Here is a 17689-nt window from a genome sequence, read left to right as displayed (position 1 = left end):
TTGCTGAATCATTCCTGAGAACCCCGAAGGATCAGGCGAGCGCTGCCGCTTCGGTCGAGGTGGGAGCGGCGTCATCGAGAGCTCCGGAATCGACGATCGTGTACGCGTAGCCCTGCTCGGCCAAGAACCGTTGCCGATTGATCGCGAAGTCCTGGTCGACGGTGTCGCGAGAGACGAGCGTGTAGAAGTGGGCGGTCTTCGCCTCTTTCTTTGGGCGGAGAAGCCGCCCGAGACGCTGCGCCTCTTCTTGACGTGAACCGAAGGAGCCCGAAACCTGGATCGCAACACTCGCCTCCGGGAGGTCGACCGAGAAGTTCGCGACCTTCGAGACCACGAGTACTTTCTCGGTTCCGTCACGGAAGGCTTGGAAGAGTCGTTCGCGTTCGTCGACTGGCGTTTGGCCGGTCACGAGGGGTGCGCCGAGTGCGTCAGAGAGTGCATCGAGCTGGTCGAGGTACTGACCGATCACGAGGGTCGATTCCCCGGCGTGTTTCTGCACGATGCGCCGCGCAACGGTCGCCTTGGTCGAACTGCTCGCCGCGATTCGGTAGCGGTCCTGGTCGGCGCTCGCCGCGTACTCGAGCCGTTCGCTCTCGGGAAGGTCGATGCGGACCTCGACGCAGACCGCGGGAGAGATGAAGCCTTGTGCCTCGATCTCCTTCCAGGGTGCGTCGAATCGCTTCGGGCCGATCAGACTGAAGACGTCGCCTTCGCGCCCGTCTTCGCGAACGAGCGTCGCGGTGAGTCCGAGTCGGCGACGCGCTTGCAGATCGGCGGTGAGCTTGAACACGGGGGCGGGAAGCAGGTGCACCTCGTCGTAGACCACGAGCCCCCAGTCGAGCGCGTCGAGCAGCGAAAGGTGAGTGAACTCGCCTTTTCGCTTCGCAGTCAGGATTTGATACGTCGCGATCGTGACGGGCTTGATCTCTTTGATGAGACCCGAGTACTCGCCGATGTCGTCTTCGGTGAGCGAGGTTCGGTTCAGGAGTTCGGTGCGCCACTGCCGGGCCGACACGGTGTTCGTCACGAGAATCAGGGTCGTGGCGCCGACGGAGGCCATCGCCGCTGCACCCACGAGCGTTTTTCCGGCCCCACACGGCAGGACGACGACTCCAGAGCCTGCATCGGTGAAGTGCTTGACGGCGTCGGCCTGGTAGGGACGCAACTGCCAGTCGGACTGGTCGAGTTCGATGTCGTAGGGGGTACCTGGGGTGAACCCGGCGAGGTCTTCTGCTGGCCACCCGATCTTGACGAGCTCTTGCTTGAGTTCGCCGCGTGCCCAGTCGACGACGCGCCACCCGCCGTCGAAGTGGCTGTGCAGCAATGGTGCGACGCGTTTGTTTCTGCTGACTTCGTTCAACACTGCCGGGTCGTCGCTGGCCAGAATCAGGCCCTCGTCGTCGCGCTCGATCCGAAGGCGGCCAAAGCGACCAACGGTGTCGCGAATATCGACCTCGACCGAGGCGGGCACGGGAAACTTGGAGAAGCGGTTGAGTGTGCCGAGCATTTCGTCGGCGGTGTGGCCTGCCGCGCGAGCATTCCAAAGCCCGAGCCGGGTGATGCGATACGTGTGGATGTGCTCCGGGGCACGTTCGAGCTCGGCGAAAACGGCGAGCGCGTGTCGAGCATTTGCGGCCTCTTCGTGTGCCACTTCGAGCAAGACGGTGCGGTCGCTTTGAACAATCAGGGGACCAGGAACCATAGCGGCACAGTCTACCGCGCTCGGGTGACACGAGGGGAGGCCTGATTCCCACGGCGCCGACGCTCACGTCGATGATTCAGGGACAGGCGATCGCCGATTCCTCGAATCGGGGAGCTTGCAGTCGCTATCGTCCGAGATTGTCGGCGGCAGCGAGCCGCAAGATCTTCGAAACCGGCAAGGTGCGCTCGACGTCGTTGCGCGCGTCCTTCGCCCGCAGTCGCCCACCCGCGAGCCCTGTCGGGATCAGGGTAAAGGGTTGCTCGTTGCCACCGATGTCGACGTACACGGTGATCGCTGCACGGTCGCGGACCGCGGCGAGCAGTTGACGTTCCATCCAGGCGCGTTCACCGCCGGCTTCAAACGCGTCTTCGGTGCCTCCGCGAAGCCGGGTGATGAGCTCGGCATAGGGCTGCAACGGCTCGCTCGCCTCTGCGAGCAGGAGTTCGCGATGTTCGATCTCGCCCTCGCTGGTCTCTTTTGCTGCGGGATACCGCTGATCGAGGAGCGCCGCGAGCACGGTGTCTGGTTCTGCGCGGGCCACGACCTTGCTTGGCCCTGCGACTCGCAGTCCGAGCGCGCCGAGAGCGCGATCCACGCTCAACTGGGTGAGCAGTGACTCGTCGGCACTGGTGATTTGCGTTCGACCAGAGTTGCCCACGCTCGCGGTGTCGAGCGCACGCACTCGCAGCGTGCCGAACCGTCGCGAGGTTTCGCGAAGGAGGTAATCGACCGGCTGAGGAACGCCGGTGAGTGACCGTGCCTGCAGGAACTCGCGCAGATCGGATTCGCTCCGCTTGTGGAGGAGGGCGCGGGTGATACTGGCCGCGTTCATTCGGAATGTCGCAGCGAGACCGCGCTGGTCGAGATCTGCGAGCAGCCGCAACTGCTCGAGGACGTGCGGGGCGAGCGGGCCCGGCGCCACGATCGTGAGGTCTGGCTGAACATAGAAATGCTCGATCTCGTCGGGGACGAGCGCATCGAGGGTTTCTGTTGCGTCACCGCCGAGCGCGGCCCTGCCGATCACGCTGAGACCATCGTGCGCATGAATGCCGAGGAAGAGCGCACACTGTGCGGCTTCGGTTGCCGCGGCGCGGGTGACTCCCTTGTCGAGCGGGAAATGGCTAGTGAGCGCGATGCTCGAGAGCGGCCCGAGCGCAACGACCTCGCGAATGTGCGCCGGAAGCGAATTTATCCAGGCGACGGCGATCGTGTTCCATCGCACAGCCAGCGGCTCGCGGAGCCAGGCCTCGCCCTCGGCTGTCGCGTAGAGGCGGCGCTCGTCGGCGACGGCGAGCTTCGCGGTGCGGATCACCGCGAGTGCGATCTTGATCTCGTCGACAGAAACATCGAGGAGTTCTGCCATCCGGCGAAGCTCGCTCGCCTGCACGCCACCTTTGGTGAGCAGTTCGATCCCGCGGGTCAAGAGTCCGGCGACGAGTTCGCCGGTCGTGACGATGCTGCGATACGCCGCCTCGACGGCGCTCGCGTCATCGCTCAAGGTGGGTGACGTTGGAGTCGCAGCGCTCGTGTCGGGGCGGAGCTTTGCCGTGCTCGCAGCGGACTGCACCGCTGTGAAGGCAACTCCCTCGTGGCCGAGCGCGAGCTCATCGAGATCCGGGGTGGTTGTTCCGGAAGCCAGCAATGCAATCTCGGAGCGTGTTCGCGCGCCGAGTGCAAGGGTGATGCTCGTGGGGTCGAGAAGCCGTTCGGCGATGTCGAACGCGTTCGCGATGCCGGTGACGGGAATGCTTCTGGATTGCAGGAGGGCGATGAGACGATCGTCGCTGCGGGCTATGACTGCTGCGGCGAGAGTGACCGCTTCCTGCGGGTTCACGCGCTGCGTTGCTCCTTTGCGCGACGGCGCATCGATACGAAAATGAGGGTCAGAATACAGACGAAGGCGAGTGGGATCGAGATCGCTGGAACGAAGAAGAACTGTTGGAAGACCACGGAATCGAAGAACGGCACTGTGGCACGAAGCCAGAGGTGCGTCATCGTGATGGCAAATCCCAGCAGACCGACGATCACGAAGGTCAACGCGGCGTAGGCGAGGGCACGTTCAAACGGCGTGGCTTCGTCGACCGCTTGCGGGGTTTGCTTGGAATTGCTGCGCGTCGGCATCTTTCTATCGTACCAGCGCTCCGCGATCAGGGCCGTGGCGCGGTATCCTAGAAGTTCACCTTCTGCGCGCTTGTCGCAGAAAACACACGTACGACCCAAAGGGGGAGCCATGCCAAGCGGCAAGGTGAAGTTTTTCGATGACGCTAAGGGATTCGGGTTTATTGCCGGCGACGACGGCTCTGAAGTCTTCCTGCACGCATCAGCGATGCCTGAGGGTGCAGTCGTCAAGCCTGGCTCACGCGTCGAGTACGGCATCGCTCAAGGAAAGCGCGGTTCGCAGGCGTTGCAGGTTCGCGTCCTCGACGTGCCTGTCTCACTTGCGAAGGCAGCGCGTCGTCCGGCGGATGACATGGCCGTCATCGTCGAAGACCTCGTGAAGTTGCTCGACGGGATCGGTGGAGACCTTCGTCACGGCCGGTACCCGAGCAGCTCCGAAGGACGACGCATCGCGACGTTCCTGCGGAAGGTCGCCGATGACTTCGACGCCTAAGAACGACGAGGAACGCAGCAACGGCGAGCACGATGTCTCGGCGGAAGAGCCCGTGACCGCGGTGGCGTCCGTTGAGGATTCCGCTGGATCCGAGCAGGCGGCGTCTGAGCCAGCATCGACCGAGCCGACAGCGACCGAGCCAGCAGCGAGCGAGCCAGCATCGACCGAGCAGGCATCGACCGAGCAGGCTGAGGTTTCGCAGGCTGCAGCGGAGGAGCCGGAGACCGGCGAGTCAACTGCCAGTACGAGCACCGGCGAGACGGCTGCTGCGAACACTGAGTCGCACGACGATGCAGTGAAAGAGACCGACGCAGCGCAAGAGACCGAAGCAGCAGTGCCTGCTCCGCTCGTCGTCGAGCGCACTCCGGAGCAAGAGACGGCCATCATTACGGCGGCGCATGCTGCGCTCGTCGAGGTAACACCGGTCTCGCAACTCGGCGACTTCATCGGCACAGTTGATGAGGCTGCCGGTGTCGTGCTCGTTGAGTACGCATCTGCGTTGCTCGGCTACCCGGATTGGCGATGGGTCGTTGCGGTTTCGACGATCGACGCTGAGCCGAGCGTGCTCGAACTCGCACTCCTTCCCGGCGAGAGCTCGCTGCTCTCGCCCGAGTGGGTGCCCTGGACGGATCGCCTTGCCGAGTACCGCGCCGCGCACGCGGAAACGAACGACAATGACGATGACTCCGACGACGATTCCGACGACGACATCGACGAGACCGACCTCGGTGATGATGCTGACTTCGGAGACGACTTCGAAGATCCAGACCTTGCTGACGACACGGATCATGACGACACGGAAATCGGCGAGGACGACTCGGACGACGATGATGACTCGGACGACGACGATTCCGACGATGACGATGACGATGACGACGATTCCGACGATGACGATGACGACGAGGATGACTCGGACGACGAGGATTCGGACGACGAGGATTCGGACGACGAGGATTCGGACGACGACGAGGACTAACTCGACCCTGTGTTGAAATCGCTGGTTTTAAGACCGCTGGTGTCGAGACCGCGATTTCAGCAACGAGAGTTCACAAGAAAAGACCCGCCGCAGCCATTGGCTGCCGCGGGTCTTTCGTGTTCGTAGGTCTCGAACCTAGTGGAAACTTCCGATGACAGCGTCGATCGCGCGCGTGAGCGTGCGGACGTCGTTCGGTTCGACGGCGACGAAGGTTGCGATGCGGAGCTGGTTTCGACCCAGCTTGCGATACGGCTCGGTGTCAACGATGCCGTTTGCGCGCAAGGTCGCGGCGATGGCAGCAGCATCGATCGAAGCGTCGAAGTCGATGGTGGCGACGACATTCGATCGAGCGTCCACATCAGCGACGAACGGGCTCGCGAATTCGTGTGCACTCGCCCAGTCGTACACGGCGCTCGCGGATTCGGCAGTGCGCTTGGCAGCCCACTCGAGACCGCCCTCGCCGAGCATCCACTGCAACTGCGCGTCGAGCAGGATCAGTGTGCTGAGCGCGGGCGTATTGAGCGTCTGCTGCAGCCGCGAGTTGTCGAGCGCCTGCTTGAGGCTCAAGAACTCCGGAATGTAACGACCGCTCGCCGCGATGGTCTCGATCCGCTCGATCGCAGCGGGGGAGAGCAGTGCGAACCAGAGGCCTCCATCGCTCGCGAAGTTCTTCTGCGGTGCGAAGTAGTACACGTCCGTTTCGGAGATGTCGACTGCGAGTCCACCGGCAGCGCTCGTGGCGTCAACGACGGTCAGCGCGTCTCCGGGAGCGCTACGGACGGGAGCCATGACACCGGTCGAGGTTTCGTTGTGCGGGTATGCGACGACGTCGACATCGTCGACCGCACTGAGGTTCGCGAGGGTGCCCGGCGTTGCAGAGTCGACGTGCGGCGCGGTGAGCCAAGGGGCTGAAGCCGCCTTCACGAATTTCGCACCGAATTCTCCGAAGCTCAGGTGCTGCGATCGCTGCGAAATGAGGCCGAAGGCTGCGGCGTCCCAAAATGCGGTGGAACCACCGTTTCCGAGGACGACTTCATAGCCCTCGGGAATCGTGAACAGCGATGCGAGTTGCTCGCGCACCGAGGCGACGAGGTTCTTGACGGGCGCCTGGCGGTGGCTGGTGCCGAGGATGCTGGCGCCAGCGGTCACGAGATGTTCGAGCTGGGCTCCGCGAACCTTCGATGGGCCGCAACCGAAGCGGCCGTCGGTTGGCAAAAGGTCACTTGGAAGAGAGAAGGTGGTCACAAGGTCGATTCTATGGTCAGTCTTGACCGCAGATGAGACTAGGCTTTCTGCAATGCCCCCTGGCTGTGGAGTTATCTCGTGACCGATCTCGTTGACACAACAGAGATGTACTTGCGCACGATCCTCGACCTTGAAGAAGAGGACATCGTGCCTCTTCGCGCGCGCATTTCCGAACGGATCGGCCACTCCGGCCCGACGGTCTCGCAGACGGTCGCGCGCATGGAGCGCGACGGGCTCGTGGTCGTCTCAAGCGATCGCCATCTCGAACTCACACCAGAAGGCCGCCTGCTTGCAACTCGCGTCATGCGGAAGCACCGTCTTGCGGAACGATTGCTCGCCGACGTGATCGGCCTCGACTGGTCGCTCGTGCACGACGAAGCGTGTCGCTGGGAGCACGTCATGAGCGAGCAGGTCGAGCTCCGCATTCTCTCCATGCTCGATAGCCCGACGGAGTCGCCATACGGCACGCCAATTCCAGGCCTCGAAGAGCTCGGAGCCGCCCCCGCGGATTCCTTTCTGGCAGGAGTGGTTCGAGCGACCGACGCGCCAACGGGTGTGCTGCTCACGGTTCGTCGACTCGGCGAACCCTTGCAGTTCGATCGGGAGACGCTCTTCGCCCTTGAATCCGCCGAGGTTCTCCCGGGAACCCAGGTCACGATTTCGTTCGAAGGATCGCGTGTGACGATTGCATCCGTGGGGGCAGCAGTCGTGCTCGACCGCGAACTCGCGCAGCATTTGTACGTCGCCGCTCCCACCCATTAACGGGCTTTTCTTTGGGCCGGAATCCCGATTAGTATCGAAGCGGATTCCTACGACGCTGCGAGACGCAGCAACCCTCCGGAGTAACTTTCTGTGACTGAACAGCCGTTGACGCGCCGTGCCATGCGAGAAGCGCATGCACGCAGCCTGCCTCCAACGACTCGTCGCGAAGCCCGAGCACGAGACGGGCGGGTCGTCGAACACGCACCCACCGCGCCGAGGACTCGACGCGAACTTGCCGCGCTTCGTGCGCAATCGTCTGTGCCGACCGCCGGCGAGGTGCTCAGTGTCCCGGAGATGCCAACCGCCACGAACGCGCCGATTGCCACGAACGCGCCGACCGCCACGAACGCGCCGACCGTTGAGGTATTGCCCGCCGTCGCGACCGCAGCGGCTGCTCCTGGTCCTGTAGAGGCATCGGAAGCCGTCTTCAACGCCGAGCTCGTCGACACGGCAGAGCTCTTCGGCCAGAGCCGGGGCGTTTCCTCTGCTCCACAGTCCTTGCTGGTTCGGGAGCACCGCGCTCGTCCGGTGCGTCAGCAGCTCGCAATCGCACCGCCCGCTCGTCGGAAGAAGCCTCGTCACCTCGCAGCGTTCCAGAAGATCCGGGCGTCCGTCGTGATCGCCGCGACCGGCTCGCTCGTCGCGGTCGGAGCGATCCCCGCGTACGGCTTCACCGCCATCGAGACGCCTGAGGCGGTCTTCTCCGGCGGAGCCTCACAGTCGCTCGCTGTTCAGGGTGAACTCGCCGAGCACTCGACCCTGCAGTACGACGCCTTTGAGACGTTCGTCGTCGGGCAGAACCGCGAAACAGTCGATGACTATCCATTCCCCGGGAAGCGCGGAATGTCGAGCTTGATGTATTACATGGGGCAGTGCGTCGACTTCGTGGCGTGGCGCATGAACCGCGATCTCGGCTGGACCGAAGGGCCATGGCTCATCAAATGGGGGCAGGGTCTTCCTCCCGGCTCGGCGTGGATGTGGGCCTCCGCCTGGAAGTACGGCACCGGAATGGAGCCGAAGGTTGGCGCGGTCGCTTGGTGGCGGGCGAACCACGTCGCGTACGTCAGCGCCGTGTACGACGATGGCACGTTCCAGATCGAGGAATACAACGTGAACTCGGACTCGAGCTACCACACGCGCATCCTCACTACGAGTCAGGTTGATCTTTTTCTGTACCCGCCTTCCCCCGCTACGACAGGGGAGTGAGCGAGTCTCAAGTCGTGGTTGAAGCCAACTCGTCAAAATGATTATGACTTTTTGGTAACGGTCGCGTAGGCTTGCCAAGGTCGTGATCGGGTCCCCCGTTCGGCGACAAGTGAATTTTTGGAGTTTTACCGCATATGGCAACGAATTCGAACGGCGAGCGCTCAACTGTCGCCGTCCGCGCGACCACGGTAGCCCGTGCCGAATCACACGCACCAGCGATTCGCCGTGGACTCAAAAGCGCAGGAATCATCACCATCGCAGCCGCGCTCGTCGGAAGCATTGCGCTCCCGGCCGCTGCGTTCAACAGCAACTCGAACGACCAGTACGCAGCTGACGTTGCGCTCGCCGACGAGATTGCAGCGAACATTCAGACCATCGAGGTTGCTCCATCAGCAGCCCTCATCGATGTCGGAGAAACCGGAATCTCGGCAACCTCCCCAGAAGAACTCGAACGTCTCCGTGCGGAAGCTGCTGCAGCTGAAGAGCAGCGCAAGCGCGAGCGTGAAGAAGCTGCAGCCGCGGCGGCACAGTTCCGCCAGCAGCAGGCAGCAGCCGCTCCCGCCGCACCAGCGGGTGCAGCAGCCCCCGCAGCAGCAGCGAACCCGGTCGCAACCACAGGTGGCGTCGTCGGCATCGCGCAGTCCGCTCTCGGAACTCCGTACAGCGTCATGGACTGCTCAGCCTTCACCGCTTGGGTGTACGCGCACGTCGGCGTGAGCCTGCCGCGTCAGTCGACCTCGCAGGGCGCATACGGCAACGCCGTCGACCCTTCGAACCTCTCCTCCGGCGACCTGCTCGTCTGGAACGGTCACACCGCGATCTACGTTGGCAACAACACGATCATCCACTCGGCCACTTCGTCGAGCGGCGTGAAGTACTCCTCGTACTCCGCGATGGTCGGATCGATGGGACAGCCAAAGATCCGCCGCTTCTAAGCGCGAATATGTGACGAAAGCCCCGGCCGATGGTCGGGGCTTTCGTGCGTCTCGAAGCAAAAATTCGGATCAGAACGGCGAGCCCGTAACAGACTCATGTGAAATTCACAAACTTGACGGGTGAGAGCGCAAGTTTGCGGGGCTGGCTTGGACTCTTGCTCGATGCCCTTGCTAGCGTGCGAGACGGCCCATTGTGGAGCCAACGTAACCCAGACCGCGAGCGAAACACGATGTTCGAGCGTATGGCGGGATCTCAATTTACGCTCCACAGGGCGCGTAAACAGGTCTGCCCGGTCGTAATGTGAAAAGCGTTGTAGCGACGCGTGGAGGATTCGTCCCCGTGAGTTCAGAAGTCGCCATTGAGGCGAGCAATGTATACAAGGTTTTTGGTCGACGGCCAGCAGAAGCGGTCCGTCGACTCGAGCGAGGAGAATCTCGCGACGACGTGCAGCGTGACGGCACCGCTGCAGTAATCGACGCCAGTTTCACCGTCAACCGTGGAGAGATCTTCGTTGTCATGGGCTTGAGTGGCTCGGGCAAGTCGACCCTCATCCGAATGTTGAACGGACTGTGGGAACCAACCTCCGGTTCAATCAAGATCGACGGCACCAACATCACGGGCATCTCACCCGCGAAACTCCGCAACGTTCGCAAGTCGAGCGTTTCGATGGTGTTCCAGCACTTTGCGCTGCTTCCGCACCGCACCGTGCTCGACAACGTCGCGTACGGACTCGAAATCCAGGGCGTCGGGCGCGAAGAGCGCCAGGACAAGGCCCTGGAAATCATCGGCATGGTTGGACTCGCAGGCTGGGAAGACCACCTGCCCGGCCAACTCTCCGGAGGAATGCAGCAGCGCGTCGGCCTGGCCCGCGCGCTCACCGCGGACACCGGAATCCTGCTGATGGACGAAGCATTCAGCGCGCTCGACCCGCTGATCCGCCGTGAAATGCAAGAGGAACTGCTGCACCTGCAGGAGAAGCTCGGCAAGACGATCGTCTTCATCACGCACGACCTCAACGAGGCAATGTTCCTCGGTGATCGCATCGCGGTGATGCGCGACGGCCGCGTCGTCCAGATCGACACTCCCGCGAACATCCTCACCGATCCGGCCAACGACTACGTTGCCCAGTTCGTGCAGGACATCGACCGCTCACGCGTCCTCACGGCAGGAAACGCCATGGACAAGGCGCGCGCGATCGTCAAGAGCACCGTCGGAATTCGCGGTGCGGTTCGCACGATGCGTGACCTCCAGACCAGCGCCGTCATGGTGACTGGCCGGAATGGTGCGCTGCTCGGCTCGGTCCACGACCGGGACGCGTTGCGTGCACTCAAGGCCGGAGTCACCGAACTCGACACCGTGCTGCGTCAAGACGTCACCACGGTCGAGATCGATGCACCACTGGCCGACGTGCTGCTGCCGAGCGTTGAGAGCTTGCTGCCACTGGCGGTCGTCGACGCGGATGGCCGCGTCAAGGGAGTGCTGCCACGCGTCACGCTGCTCGCAGCGCTCGCCAACCACGAATCAACCACTGGCGAACTGCCAGTCGTCGAGCCGGCATCGACCGTCTCCACCGAAACCTTCACTGAGAGTCTCAACCTGATCAGTGCGGAGGGAAGCAACTAATGGACGATTTCCGTATTCCGCTCGGCACCTGGGTTAAGGACTTCACCGACTTCCTGCGCAGCGAGCTCTCCTTCATCTTCGATGGCATCGGCTGGCTGTTCCGGACGCTCTACTCGGGTGTCGACTTCGTACTCGGAACCCCACCGTTCTGGGTCATCGGCATCGTCTTCGTTGCCATTGCGATTCTGCTGAAGAAGCCGTTCCTCGCGCTCGGCACCGCAGCAGGTGTCATGGTCGTCGTCGGCGTGAACCAGTGGGCGAACGCGATGGAGAGCCTCAGCCTCGTCATCGTCGCGGCGTTCATTGCCATCGCGCTCAGTATTCCGCTGGGAATCTGGGCCGCCCGCTCGAACACGGCAAGCGCGATCATGCGCCCCGTGCTCGACTTCATGCAAACCATGCCGGCCTTCGTCTACTTGATTCCGGCGATCCTGCTGTTCCGTGTTGGTGAGGTTCCCGGCATCGTCGCGACCATCATCTTCGCGATGGCTCCCGGTGTCCGACTCACCGAACTCGGAATCCGCGGTGTCGATAAAGAGGTCGTCGAAGCAGGGCAGTCCTTCGGATCATCCCCTGGACGAATCCTGCGTCAGATCCAGCTGCCACTGGCACTGCCGTCGATCATGGCCGGAATCAATCAGGTCATCATGCTCTCGCTCTCAATGGTCGTCATCGCCGGAATGGTCGGCGCGGGCGGACTCGGAAGCGCCGTCGTCGGTGCACTGCAGAGCGTGAACGTCGGACTCGGATTCGAAGCAGGCCTCGCGGTCGTGCTGCTGGCGATCTACCTCGACCGCATCACCGGTGCGCTCAGCGGATCGAAGCGGAAGCGGAAGCGCAAGCCATCCGCGAGCTCCAGCCCGAAGACGAGCGACGACAAGCCCACCTCCACCGAGCAGGAAGTTGCTGCCGGAACCCGCGTTCCAGCGGGCATGGCGGGCAGCGCCGGGTAACTGGGCGCTACACAAACTCAAAGCCATAACTGAAAATCTCACACCCATCACAGATGAGTGTGCGCCCGCGCAACCGCGTTGGCAAAGAACGTCAACCCCAGTCGGTGTTACAACGCCGACACGAAAGGAAGACACATGAAGAAGCGCTCCCTTGCGCTGCTGGCCGGCTTCTCAGCCGCAGCACTCACCCTCGCCGGCTGCTCCTCAGCTGACGAATCAGGATCAGGCAACGGCAACGACGGTGCCGCCGACTACGCAACCGTGGAGAACGGCGACAAGGCCGACCTCAACATTGCCGTATTCAATGGCTGGGACGAAGGCATTGCAGCCAGTGAACTCTGGAAGGCAATCCTTGAAGACAAGGGCTACAACGTAGAACTGACCTACGCTGACCCAGGCCCCGTCTTCCTCGGTCTCGCAGACGCGAGCTACGACCTCACGCTCGACGGATGGCTGCCGCTCACGCACGCCAGCTACATGGAAGAGTACGGCGACTCGATCGAGGACCTCGGCTCGTGGAACGACGAAGCAGTCCTGACCGTTGCCGTCAACTCCGACGCACCGATCGACTCGCTCGAAGAGCTCGCAGAAAACGCTGACCTCTTCGACAACCGCCTCGTCGGCATCGACGCTGGTGCTGGCCTGACCAAGGCTGTCCAGGAAAACACGATCCCTGGCTACGGCCTCGAGGGCATGGACTTCATCGTCTCCTCGACCCCAGCAATGCTCACCGAGCTGCAGGCAGCAACTGACGCGGGCGAGAACATCGCCGTGACCCTGTGGCGCCCCCACTGGGCATACGACGCCTTCGACATCAAGGACCTCGCAGACCCAGAGGGCACCCTTGGTGACGCTGAAGGAATCCACTCCTTCGGTAGCGAGAACTTCGGAGACGAGTTCCCACAGCTGCACGCATGGTTGTCCGAATGGAAGATGGACTCCGAAACCCTGCACTCCCTCGAAAACGCAATGTTCAACGAAGTCGAAACTGACGACTACACCGACATCGTTGCCGAGTGGATCAGCGAAAACCAGGAATGGGTTGACTCCCTGACCGCAGAGTAATTCTGTCTGCAGAGTAATTCTGACCGCGTCTCGAAGTATGGGTTTCCGTGCCTCGGACGTGATGCCGGTGGCGGCCACCCCTCGGGGTGGCCGCCATTGTTGTCGGCGCCGGAGGAAGGCTCGTCCGTACTCGCTTGTTCACCGAATGGGAGCCCGCTCCCTGCTCACGCCTCCTGCGCTAGGCTGTTGAGTCGCACACGCCTCTGTAGCTCAATGGAAGAGCACCTCCGTCCTAAGGAGTTGGTTGGGAGTTCGAGTCTCTCCAGGGGCACCACGAAACAATAGGTACGGTGATTGTTTTGCCGATGTTCTCGTCTTGATGGACAGTTCTGCCAAGAAGCTAAGCGAAAATTTAGGTGCAAAGGTGGGGGAAGCTAACCCGGTGCCACGTCGCTGTTCCAGACCAGCGCGTACTCGTCTAAAACCTGTGGCCAGATGAAGTCTCGCGCTTGATTGAGCGAGGTGAAGTGCGGGTAGTCGCCCTTTATTAGGACAAATTCGTGTGGAATCAACCGGCCAGCCGAATCTTGACGACCCTCGGGATCCGCGAACCGCAGCACGGCGAATTCGTCGTATTGCCCGAATTCAAACATCGACTGGCCGAGCCTGGAAAATGCAAGATCATATGTTAAGAGCGGGTCAGCGAGTTCGCCAGTCCGGAGGAAGCGAAACCCCCATTGGCGGCCTCTTGTGGCCCAAATGAACCTCATCGAGGGCTCCGAATGAGGATGCCATCTGACTCTGCTCGGTTGAGATCTACTTGGAATCGCAAGAGTGCGGCTTTGAGGTGATCGTGCCGCTTCGTAGCCTCTTCGCTCATCTCCCTTAGTTTCGTGTTCGCCATGTCGAGCGATGCCTGCATGCTCTCTCCAGCCATGAAACTCAGGAGTAAACCCTGTGCAACGCCAAGCGGGCCAGGCAATCGAAGTTTGGTCGCCACGAGGATTCTCACCATATTGTCTGCGTTGCTAAAAATTTCCGAGGCGATCTTACGAGGAATCTGCATTCGACCAGCCCAACGTTCGTGCCGTTCGAGCGGAAGCATCGACGCGATTGGAAGAACGAGTTGGATGCCTATTCTCTGCGCAACTTCGATCTTCCCGGGTTCAAACTTTGCGGAAGAGAGAAGCACAAAATCTTCTCCTACAGAAAACGCTTCGGGGACTTGGACGAACTCGGCGAGGACATGTCGTAGTGCGTCAAGTTCGTCGCACACCTTTTCGATCAAGAGTTCTTGGAACGCCGCCACATTCATATTTGGCATGAGGTCTGCCTTTGAGAGAGCCAGCATCCAGACTCGAGGAAAACTTGTAAGGAGTTCGTTCCCGTGCAGGATCTCGTCCTGAAGACGCATCAGGCCGGTGCGGAAATTATTGAGCAGCGACTTGAGGTAGCGCTCCTCTTCGCCTTCATGGTCGATCAATTTTTGAGCATCGACAAGGAGGAGTGCTACATCGGAGCCGAGAAGCTCACGAAAGGCTGCGTTCCTGCGTGCCCCCTCCTCAGGCGTTGAAACGCTCTGTTCGAACCATTCACCTGGGTAGTCGTGCCAAACGAGCTTGAGCGTGTCTCGTTTACGGCGTGCCTGAGTGCTCGTGGCTGTTCGAGCAAGTGTTCTCATGGAGAAAGTAAAGGACTCCGCCTTAAATCGGTTTGGAAGGGGTAGCGTCCCAGACTTTTTCATTCCGAGGTAGTTGCTGTGTAGCTTGTTGCCTTGGCTTACATCGTCTGCGATAACGTCGAAACCATAGTCGTCGCGGAACCTCGCCTCTTGGGAAGAGCCGTAGAACGAGGAGATGAGGACAGTTTTGCCGCTCCCGCTCTCACCAAACACGGCGATGTGCTGTTCAACTCTTCTACCTTTAGTCATAGCAACAACATACGCGAGGATCAGCCCTCACGCACGAGGATAACAATCCTGGTAAATAGCCGACCATAGTTGGTTGGCGGGAAATTCGACCGATGTAAATTCGCATATGATGCGATCGCGTCTTAACCGTGACGAAGCTAAACCTGAAGACGCAATTAACGTGCGACTGAGCTTAAATCCAGCCCTGTTCCCATGCCTTTTCGGCCGCCTGGTGGCGTGAGGAGACGCCGAGTTTTGCCATCGCGGAGGAAAGGTAGTTGCGCACGGTTCCTGGTGCGAGATGCAGTTCTTCGGAGATCTGCTGCACGCTCAGAGTGGAGCGGCTGAGTCGGACCGCGTCGAGTTCGCGGTCGGTCAGCGGGCAGCGTTCGGCGCTGAGCGCAGTCGCGGCGATGTCGGAGTCGATGTAGCGCTTGCCTTCGGCGACCGCACGAATGACGTCAGCGAGTTCCTCAGCGGCCATCGATTTCGGCACGAACCCTGAAACCTTGGACGACAGCGCGCGGCGCAGCACTCCCGGCCGTGCATGGCGCGTCACGATAACGGCTCGCGTTGGCACCTCGGCGAGAATCTTTGCCGCTGCAGCAAGACCATCCGCCTTCGGCATTTCGAGGTCGAGCAGGCACACATCAGGCTTCGTTTCGAGGGCCAAAGCGATCGCCTCTTCGCCGTCAGCGGCACTCGCCACAACGTCGATGTCGGGCTCCAGGTTCAGCAGCGCTTCGAGGGCGCCGCGGATCAGGTGCTCATCGTCAGCGATGAGGAGTCGAATCGTCCCGCTCATTTCGATTCCTTTGCAGGTTCGTTCGGTCGCTCGATGTGAGCATCACCGTCGTTGACATCAGGTTCGATCGCCACGTTGGCGGGAACCGTCGCGCGCAGCGAGAAGGTTCCGGCACCCGTGTCCTCGACCACGTCGAGAGAGCCACCAATGGTGAGCAGTCGCTCGCGCAAGCCTTGCAATCCGTGACCGCCGGTCTGCGCTGCGACCGAACCAGGGTTGACGGGTGCGCCCGCACCGGCGCTCGCATCGTTCGTGATGGTCAGCACGTTCGCCTGCGACGAAGCACTCAGGACGATCGACACCTTGGTCGCGGCGCTGTGTCGCAAGATGTTGGTTGTCGCCTCGCGCACGACGAGCGCCAGCATGGAGCGTGCAGCCGGATCGCTCGGCAGGCGATCGCGCCGCAGCGTGCAGGTCGTCCCGGCGGCGGTGAGGACCTCCCGCGCGTTCTCGAGTTCATCGCCCAACTCGACCTGACGGTAGCCGCCAACGAGGGCGCGAGTCTCTTCGAGCGCCTGCTTGGCGAGCGTGCGCACCTCGTGGATGTTCGTGCGTGCGGCTTCGGGATTCTTTTCGAGCAGCCGTTCCGCGAGCTCCGCCTTCAGGGAGATCACCTGCAGGTGATGCCCTTGAATGTCGTGGAGGTCGGAGGCGAAGCGAAGTCGTTCCTGCGTCACGGCAAGGTCGGCGGCGACGCGTTGGTGCCGGTCGAGCCGGGCGATGACCTCCCAGAGCCACAGGCTTGTCAGGAGTGTCGGCGGCAAGATCGCGGCGTAGAGCGCGAGCATGAATCCGACCGGGCTTCCGATGAGCACGAACTCTGTGCCCGAAATGCTCGATGACAGCAGAACATGGCCGAGCGTTGCGAGGAGTGCAATGGCGAGGGTCAGGCGTCGTTGCGATTTCGGGAGGAGCAAGGCGAGCAGGGTGAACGCTGACCAGAGCGGCACCGCCGGTGCAATGCCGGTTTCGGAAGAGAACAGCCCGAGCACCCAGACGAGCAGCGCCGGGATGAGGATCGCGAGCACATAGCCGATCCGGGGGAGACCGCCGCCGCGACCGACGCGCAAGAACCAGCAGAATCGTGTTTGGACCACTGCGGAGACCGCCGTGAGAACCATGAGCGCACTCAGCAGCGCGCCACCTTCGAGTCGCACCCATTCGAAGAACGTGATTACGACGATCGCGTGCACCGTGACCACGAAGAACACGATCGAACCGACCGTGTATCTCCAGGTCGATTGCACACTTCTGGCGTGGTCGGCAGGCATGGTCTCAAGGCTAGACCAGTGATATTTGTCATACCGCAGCGAGCAGAACTGCACAGGGGGTGCTGACACCGCGGCACTATTGGCGGGCAGGCCGATCGAGAACGATTGAGGTATCGATGCGAACGCTGCATCGTTCAGTTCGGAACTTCGACTTCGACTGCACACCTCAACGAAGGACTCCCAATGATTGATGCACTGCAAGACTTCACCAGCTCGCTGCCACCGCTGCTGCAGTGGCTCGGAATCATGCTCATCGCCGCGATCCCATTCGTTGAGTCGTACTTCGGTGCCGCGATCGGTGTCCTGATCGGTCTGCCGGCCGTCGTTGCAATCGGCGTCGCGGTGATCGGAAACATCATCTCCATGCTCGCTTTCGTGTTCGCAGCGCACGGCGCACGAACGAAGGTCGTGGCGGGTCGGAATGAAGGCCGCGCTCCCGTGCAGGAGACACCACGCCGCGCGAAGCTGCGTCGTGCCTTCGATCGCTTCGGTGTTGCCGGTGTGAGTCTTCTTGGTCAGGCGATCCTGCCGAGCCAGCTGACTTCCGCGGCAATGGTCGGTTTCGGAGCGAGCCGGAACGCGGTGATCTTCTGGCAGATCATCTCGATCATCCTGTGGGGAACCGCCTTCGGAGTACTCGCTTACCTCGGTGTTTCGGTCATCAGCTGATCGGCGAAGCCACGAA

The 17689-nt window shown here is 61.8% G+C and carries 17 protein-coding genes and 1 tRNA gene; 10 read left to right on the top strand and 8 right to left on the bottom strand.

Annotated elements, in window-relative coordinates:
* Window positions 1-31: 31 nt before the first annotated feature.
* From U2H20_RS06110 to U2H20_RS06100, 3 genes are all read right to left on the bottom strand, one after another.
* Window positions 32-1702, bottom strand: a complete 1671-nt coding sequence (locus tag U2H20_RS06110) for a DNA repair helicase XPB (protein WP_430591405.1) — start codon at window positions 1700-1702, stop codon at window positions 32-34.
* Between the two features lie 124 nt (window positions 1703-1826).
* Window positions 1827-3536: a helicase-associated domain-containing protein gene (locus U2H20_RS06105; RefSeq protein WP_430591404.1), complete on the bottom strand. Its 1710-nt coding sequence runs from the start codon at window positions 3534-3536 to the stop codon at window positions 1827-1829.
* A complete protein-coding gene (locus U2H20_RS06100) occupies window positions 3533-3823 on the bottom strand; it encodes a hypothetical protein (protein WP_430591403.1) in 291 nt (96 codons plus the stop codon). The genes U2H20_RS06105 and U2H20_RS06100 overlap by 4 nt, the downstream gene beginning before the upstream one ends.
* Before the next feature lie 109 nt (window positions 3824-3932).
* Between U2H20_RS06100 and U2H20_RS06095 the strand changes: the two genes are divergently transcribed.
* Both U2H20_RS06095 and U2H20_RS06090 read left to right on the top strand, forming a co-directional pair.
* On the top strand, window positions 3933-4313 hold the full coding sequence (locus tag U2H20_RS06095; protein ID WP_430591402.1) for a cold-shock protein: 381 nt from the start codon (window positions 3933-3935) through the stop codon (window positions 4311-4313).
* A complete protein-coding gene (locus U2H20_RS06090) occupies window positions 4297-5289 on the top strand; it encodes a DUF3027 domain-containing protein (protein ID WP_430591401.1) in 993 nt (330 codons plus the stop codon). Before U2H20_RS06095 ends, U2H20_RS06090 begins: the two co-directional genes overlap by 17 nt.
* A 135-nt stretch (window positions 5290-5424) precedes the next feature.
* Here the strand turns inward: U2H20_RS06090 and serC are convergent, their stop codons facing one another.
* Window positions 5425-6534 (bottom strand): phosphoserine transaminase, encoded by a 1110-nt coding sequence (gene serC / locus U2H20_RS06085; RefSeq protein WP_430591400.1) that lies wholly within the window; start codon window positions 6532-6534, stop codon window positions 5425-5427.
* Between the two features lie 78 nt (window positions 6535-6612).
* On the opposite strand from serC, the gene U2H20_RS06080 reads away from it, so the two are divergent.
* From U2H20_RS06080 to U2H20_RS06050, 7 genes are all read left to right on the top strand, one after another.
* Entirely contained in the window at window positions 6613-7296 is a 684-nt protein-coding gene (locus U2H20_RS06080; RefSeq protein WP_430591399.1) for an iron dependent repressor, metal binding and dimerization domain protein, read from the top strand.
* Between the two features lie 90 nt (window positions 7297-7386).
* Window positions 7387-8502, top strand: a complete 1116-nt coding sequence (locus tag U2H20_RS06075) for a CHAP domain-containing protein (protein ID WP_430591398.1) — start codon at window positions 7387-7389, stop codon at window positions 8500-8502.
* Between the two features lie 134 nt (window positions 8503-8636).
* Window positions 8637-9437 (top strand): C40 family peptidase, encoded by an 801-nt coding sequence (locus U2H20_RS06070; RefSeq protein ID WP_430591397.1) that lies wholly within the window; start codon window positions 8637-8639, stop codon window positions 9435-9437.
* A gap of 340 nt (window positions 9438-9777) precedes the next feature.
* The gene (locus U2H20_RS06065) at window positions 9778-11061 is read left to right on the top strand and encodes a quaternary amine ABC transporter ATP-binding protein (protein ID WP_430591396.1); all 1284 of its coding nucleotides are present in this window, start codon (window positions 9778-9780) and stop codon (window positions 11059-11061) included.
* On the top strand, window positions 11061-12014 hold the full coding sequence (locus U2H20_RS06060; RefSeq protein ID WP_430591395.1) for an ABC transporter permease: 954 nt from the start codon (window positions 11061-11063) through the stop codon (window positions 12012-12014). The genes U2H20_RS06065 and U2H20_RS06060 overlap by 1 nt, the downstream gene beginning before the upstream one ends.
* A gap of 135 nt (window positions 12015-12149) precedes the next feature.
* Window positions 12150-13079, top strand: coding sequence for a glycine betaine ABC transporter substrate-binding protein (locus tag U2H20_RS06055; RefSeq protein WP_430591394.1), 930 nt, complete (start codon window positions 12150-12152; stop codon window positions 13077-13079).
* Window positions 13080-13278: 199 nt separating this feature from the next.
* Window positions 13279-13353: transfer RNA gene (locus tag U2H20_RS06050), tRNA-Arg, on the top strand.
* 100 nt (window positions 13354-13453) lie between these two features.
* Here the strand turns inward: U2H20_RS06050 and U2H20_RS06045 are convergent.
* From U2H20_RS06045 to U2H20_RS06030, 4 genes are all read right to left on the bottom strand, one after another.
* Window positions 13454-13672, bottom strand: a complete 219-nt coding sequence (locus U2H20_RS06045) for a hypothetical protein (RefSeq protein ID WP_430591393.1) — start codon at window positions 13670-13672, stop codon at window positions 13454-13456.
* 113 nt (window positions 13673-13785) lie between these two features.
* Window positions 13786-14949 (bottom strand): ATP/GTP-binding protein, encoded by a 1164-nt coding sequence (locus U2H20_RS06040; RefSeq protein WP_430591392.1) that lies wholly within the window; start codon window positions 14947-14949, stop codon window positions 13786-13788.
* 172 nt (window positions 14950-15121) lie between these two features.
* On the bottom strand, window positions 15122-15733 hold the full coding sequence (locus U2H20_RS06035; protein ID WP_430591391.1) for a response regulator transcription factor: 612 nt from the start codon (window positions 15731-15733) through the stop codon (window positions 15122-15124).
* Window positions 15730-17004: a sensor histidine kinase gene (locus U2H20_RS06030; RefSeq protein ID WP_430591390.1), complete on the bottom strand. Its 1275-nt coding sequence runs from the start codon at window positions 17002-17004 to the stop codon at window positions 15730-15732. The genes U2H20_RS06035 and U2H20_RS06030 overlap by 4 nt, the downstream gene beginning before the upstream one ends.
* Window positions 17005-17187: 183 nt before the next feature.
* Between U2H20_RS06030 and U2H20_RS06025 the strand changes: the two genes are divergently transcribed.
* On the top strand, window positions 17188-17673 hold the full coding sequence (locus U2H20_RS06025) for a hypothetical protein (RefSeq protein WP_430591389.1): 486 nt from the start codon (window positions 17188-17190) through the stop codon (window positions 17671-17673).
* Window positions 17674-17689: the final 16 nt, after the last annotated feature.

The sequence above is a fragment of the Humidisolicoccus flavus genome (assembly GCF_045689595.1).
Lineage (GTDB): Bacteria > Actinomycetota > Actinomycetes > Actinomycetales > Microbacteriaceae > Humidisolicoccus > Humidisolicoccus flavus.
The sequence above is the reverse complement of the archived record's forward strand: the minus strand, read 5'-3'. Positions and strand labels throughout refer to the sequence as shown.

What these genes read in the sequence shown, in the direction of transcription:
- U2H20_RS06110 (WP_430591405.1), bottom strand. Translation starts at nt 1,702, where the DNA reads ATGGTTCCTGGTCCCCTGATTGTTCAAAGCGACCGCACCGTCTTGCTC.
- U2H20_RS06100 (WP_430591403.1), bottom strand. Translation starts at nt 3,823, where the DNA reads ATGCCGACGCGCAGCAATTCCAAGCAAACCCCGCAAGCGGTCGACGAA.
- U2H20_RS06095 (WP_430591402.1), top strand. Translation starts at nt 3,933, where the DNA reads ATGCCAAGCGGCAAGGTGAAGTTTTTCGATGACGCTAAGGGATTCGGG.
- U2H20_RS06090 (WP_430591401.1), top strand. Translation starts at nt 4,297, where the DNA reads ATGACTTCGACGCCTAAGAACGACGAGGAACGCAGCAACGGCGAGCAC.
- U2H20_RS06070 (WP_430591397.1), top strand. Translation starts at nt 8,637, where the DNA reads ATGGCAACGAATTCGAACGGCGAGCGCTCAACTGTCGCCGTCCGCGCG.
- U2H20_RS06060 (WP_430591395.1), top strand. Translation starts at nt 11,061, where the DNA reads ATGGACGATTTCCGTATTCCGCTCGGCACCTGGGTTAAGGACTTCACC.
- U2H20_RS06055 (WP_430591394.1), top strand. Translation starts at nt 12,150, where the DNA reads ATGAAGAAGCGCTCCCTTGCGCTGCTGGCCGGCTTCTCAGCCGCAGCA.
- U2H20_RS06045 (WP_430591393.1), bottom strand. Translation starts at nt 13,672, where the DNA reads ATGTTTGAATTCGGGCAATACGACGAATTCGCCGTGCTGCGGTTCGCG.
- U2H20_RS06040 (WP_430591392.1), bottom strand. Translation starts at nt 14,949, where the DNA reads ATGACTAAAGGTAGAAGAGTTGAACAGCACATCGCCGTGTTTGGTGAG.
- U2H20_RS06035 (WP_430591391.1), bottom strand. Translation starts at nt 15,733, where the DNA reads ATGAGCGGGACGATTCGACTCCTCATCGCTGACGATGAGCACCTGATC.
- U2H20_RS06030 (WP_430591390.1), bottom strand. Translation starts at nt 17,004, where the DNA reads ATGCCTGCCGACCACGCCAGAAGTGTGCAATCGACCTGGAGATACACG.
- U2H20_RS06025 (WP_430591389.1), top strand. Translation starts at nt 17,188, where the DNA reads ATGATTGATGCACTGCAAGACTTCACCAGCTCGCTGCCACCGCTGCTG.